This window comes from Cupriavidus sp. 8B (assembly GCF_054589115.1).
The window spans coordinates 1-832 of record NZ_BAAILO010000553.1 but is presented as its reverse complement, the minus strand read 5'-3'; the positions used below and the strand labels follow the sequence as shown (position 1 = coordinate 832).

Below are 832 nucleotides of genomic sequence, written 5' to 3'. Positions count from 1 at the left end.
ATCTCCGCGCCGGCAACGTCGTGCTCCGACTGCCTGGTCTTGACGAGGTAGCTCTGTTCTTCACCCTTTGCCTGCCACGCCGTGAGATTGTCCGGCTCCGGCGGCCGCGGCGCGAAGCCAGGCGCCAACCCGCTGAGTTGATCGGGCGGCATGCCGACGGTTTCCGAGAATCGCGTGCGTCGCTGTTCGAGCGCAGATTGCGCCGTGACTTCGCGACTCTCCACCCCATCCAGGCGCGCCTGGGCTTCATGAAGATCGGTGATCTTGCCCTGGCCGATGTCAAAGCGCGCCTTCGCGCGGTCGCGTTGCTGTCGCAACGCCGCCTTCTCGGCCTGCACCACGCGGAGCGTCTCCTCGCCCAACACCACGCCGAAGTATGCCTCGGCCACCCGCAAAGCCAGATCCTGGCGAGACTGGTCAAATTGCGTTTGCGCCAGGTTGGATTGCTCGTGCAACTGCCGCCTCGTGGCCACAGCGGTCCTGTCGTACAGCGGCTGCACGAGCATCACCCCGGCCTGGCGAGCAGTGCCCGAACTATCGGCGGAGACCAACGGCGCGAGTTCGGCAGGCGGGTTGGCGGACGACCGATTGTTGATCCGGTCCAGTGCCGCCTGGAGGCTTACGCGGGGACGCAGCAAGGCGTCGCCTTGCACAGCCTTCTCCCGTCCCGCCGTGAACGCATCATTAGCAGCGAGGCTCGTCGGATCATGGGCCAATGCCTGCTGATAGGCCCCCACGAGATCGATAGCGCCCGACTCTCCAGCGTTCATGAAAAGCATGCAGCCCAACGCCACCTGCCCGGCCCGCAGGGCCATACTCAATCTTTTCATCG

Annotated in this window: 1 protein-coding gene; it reads right to left on the bottom strand. The window is 65.1% G+C overall.

Features of this window, described 5'->3' with window-relative positions; all coding sequences use genetic code 11:
• On the bottom strand, positions 1-830 hold an 830-nt coding region (locus tag ACYP5B_RS47915; protein ID WP_459574426.1), incomplete at its 3' end, for a TolC family protein.
• Positions 831-832: the final 2 nt, after the last annotated feature.